This is a genomic window from Haliea sp. (genome assembly GCF_040222615.1).
Classification (GTDB): domain Bacteria; phylum Pseudomonadota; class Gammaproteobacteria; order Pseudomonadales; family Halieaceae; genus Haliea.
This window is the reverse complement of record NZ_JAVKCQ010000228.1, coordinates 1-2,469: the sequence shown is the minus strand read 5'-3', so window position 1 is coordinate 2,469 and position 2,469 is coordinate 1. Positions and strand designations below refer to the sequence as shown.

General features: G+C 66.3%; 2 protein-coding genes. Both read right to left on the bottom strand.

Annotated elements, in window-relative coordinates:
* The coding region (locus tag RJQ10_RS18040; protein WP_350148775.1) for a DHH family phosphoesterase at window positions 1-1,162 on the bottom strand (1,162 nt) is incomplete at its 3' end.
* A gap of 9 nt (window positions 1,163-1,171) precedes the next feature.
* Entirely contained in the window at window positions 1,172-2,467 is a 1,296-nt protein-coding gene (gene thrC, locus RJQ10_RS18035) for a threonine synthase (protein ID WP_350148774.1), read from the bottom strand.
* Between the last annotated feature and the right edge of the window lie 2 nt (window positions 2,468-2,469).

Here is a 2,469-nt window from a genome sequence, read left to right as displayed (position 1 = left end):
CGATGGTGGGGCGGTGCAGCCGGTCCTTGACCCGGGAGGCAAGGATACCGATGACCCCCTGGTGCCAACCCGGCTCGTACAGGGCTATTGCCGCCGGCGGACTGCCATCGTCTTGCCGCAGCGGCAGGCCATCAAGCAGTGACAGTGCCTCCCGCTGCATGCCCAGTTCGATCTGGCGCCGGTCCTGGTTCAGCTGCTGCAGGCGCGCGGCGTAGTCCCGGGCTATGCCCGTGGAGGGCGCCAGCAGGCATTCGATGCCCACCGACATATCGTCCAGCCGGCCCGCCGCATTGAGCCGCGGCCCGACAGCGAAGCCGAGGTCGGAGGCAACTACACCGGCGGCGGCGCGCCCGGCCACTTCCAGCAATGCGGCAATGCCCGGCCGTGCGCGGCCGCTGCGGATACGCTGCAGCCCCGCCGCCACCAGGATCCGGTTGTTGCGATCCAGGGGCACCACATCCGCCACCGTCCCCAGGGCCACCAGGTCGAGGCAGTCGGTGAGGCTGGGCTCCGGTAAACCCCGGCCGGCAAACCAGCCGCGCCGACGCAGCTCCGCCCGCAGTGCCAGTATCACGTAGAAGATCACCCCGACTCCCGCCATGGCCTTGCTGGGGAATCTGCAGTCCGGTTGATTGGGATTGACGATGACGTCTGCTGCCGGCAGTTCGCGGCCGGCGAGATGGTGGTCCGTGACCAGGGTGGCAATACCCAGCACCCGGGCCGCCGCCACGCCCTCAATACTGGAGATGCCGTTGTCCACGGTAATGATCAGGTCTGGCTGCCGCCCTGCCGCCAGCGCCACGATTTCCGGGGTCAGGCCATAGCCGTATTCAAAGCGGTTGGGCACCAGGTAGTCGACGTGGCTGGCGCCCAGGGCGCGCAGGGCGCTGACCCCCAGCGCCGTGCTGGTAGCGCCATCGGCGTCAAAATCGCCGACAATCAGCAGACGCCTGTTTCCGGCAATGGCATCCGCGAGCAGGACCCCCGCCTCCGCGGCACCCAGCAAACCCGTGGGAGGCAGTAGTTCCTGCAGAGACAGCTTGAGTTCGGCGGGATCGGTCACTCCACGGCCGCTGTAGACCCGGGCCAGCAGCGGGTGCAGACCCGACTGCAGCAGCCCGGGGGCGGCCTCGGCCTGGCGGCGGGTCAGCCTGCGGGTCAGCACGGGCGCTCAGGCGCCCAGGTGGTTCGCCATGAAGGCCTGCACGGCGGCCAGGTCCCGGGGCAGCACCTCAAAGCGCTCCTGGCGGTCAAACAGGTCTGCAAGATGCAGGGGCAGCGCCACCTCGGTACCGATCCCCGCGCGCTGGATGGCCTGCGGGAACTTGGCCGGGTGGGCGGTGGCCAGGGTCACCACCGGGATGCCATCGCCGATACCGGATGCCAGCGCCGCCTTCACCCCGATGGCGCTGTGCGGGTCCAGCAGGTACTCACAATCCTGCCAGGTCGAGGCGATCTGGGCGCAGGTTTCCTCGTCCGGTACCCGGTAGCTACTGAACAGCGCGCGCGCCCGGGTCATGGCAGCTTCGGAAAAGTGGATATCGCCCTGGTCGAAGTCTCTCATCAGCTTGTTCACAGCCGCACCATCGCGATCGTAGAGGTCGAACAGCAGGCGCTCGAAGTTGCTGGAGACGGTAATATCCATACTCGGCGACAGGGTATGTTCCAGCGACTGCCGGCCGTAGGTCGCCGTGGTCATCACCCGGTGCAGCACATCGTTGCGGTTGGTGGCGATAATCAACTTGGCCACCGGCAGTCCCATCCGGTGGGCCAGGTAGCCGGCGAAAATATCGCCGAAATTGCCGGTCGGGACCGAAAACGCCACCGGCCGCGCGGGGCCACCCAGGGCAACGGCAGCGTAGAAGTAATACACAATCTGGGCCATGATCCGGGCCCAGTTGATGGAGTTTACCGCCACCAGGCCACGGTCCGCCGGGAGCACACCGCGGTCGCCAAACGTCGCCTTGACCATGGCCTGGCAATCGTCGAAGTTCCCCTCAATCGCCAGGTTGTGGATGTTGTCGCCCACCACCGTGGTCATCTGCCGGCGCTGCACCTCGGACACCCGGTCGTGGGGATGCAGGATGAAGATATCGATGTTCTTGCAGCGCTTGCAGCCCTCAATCGCCGCGGAGCCGGTGTCACCGGAAGTCGCGCCCATGATCACAACTTTCTGCTGACGGCGCTCCAGCACATAGTCCAGCAGGCGTCCGAGCAGCTGCAGGGCGAAGTCCTTGAACGCCAGGGTAGGGCCGTGGAACAGCTCCAACACCCACTGATTGTGGCCAATCTGCACCAGCGGCGCGACCGCATTGTGACGGAATACGGCGTAGGTGTCGGCGATGATCTGCCTCAAGTCATCTGGGGGAATGCTGTCGCTGACAAAGGGCTCGATGATGCGCTGGGCCAGCTGCGGGTAATCCATGCCGGCCATGGCGGAGATTTCTTCGCGACTGAACTGCGGCAGCG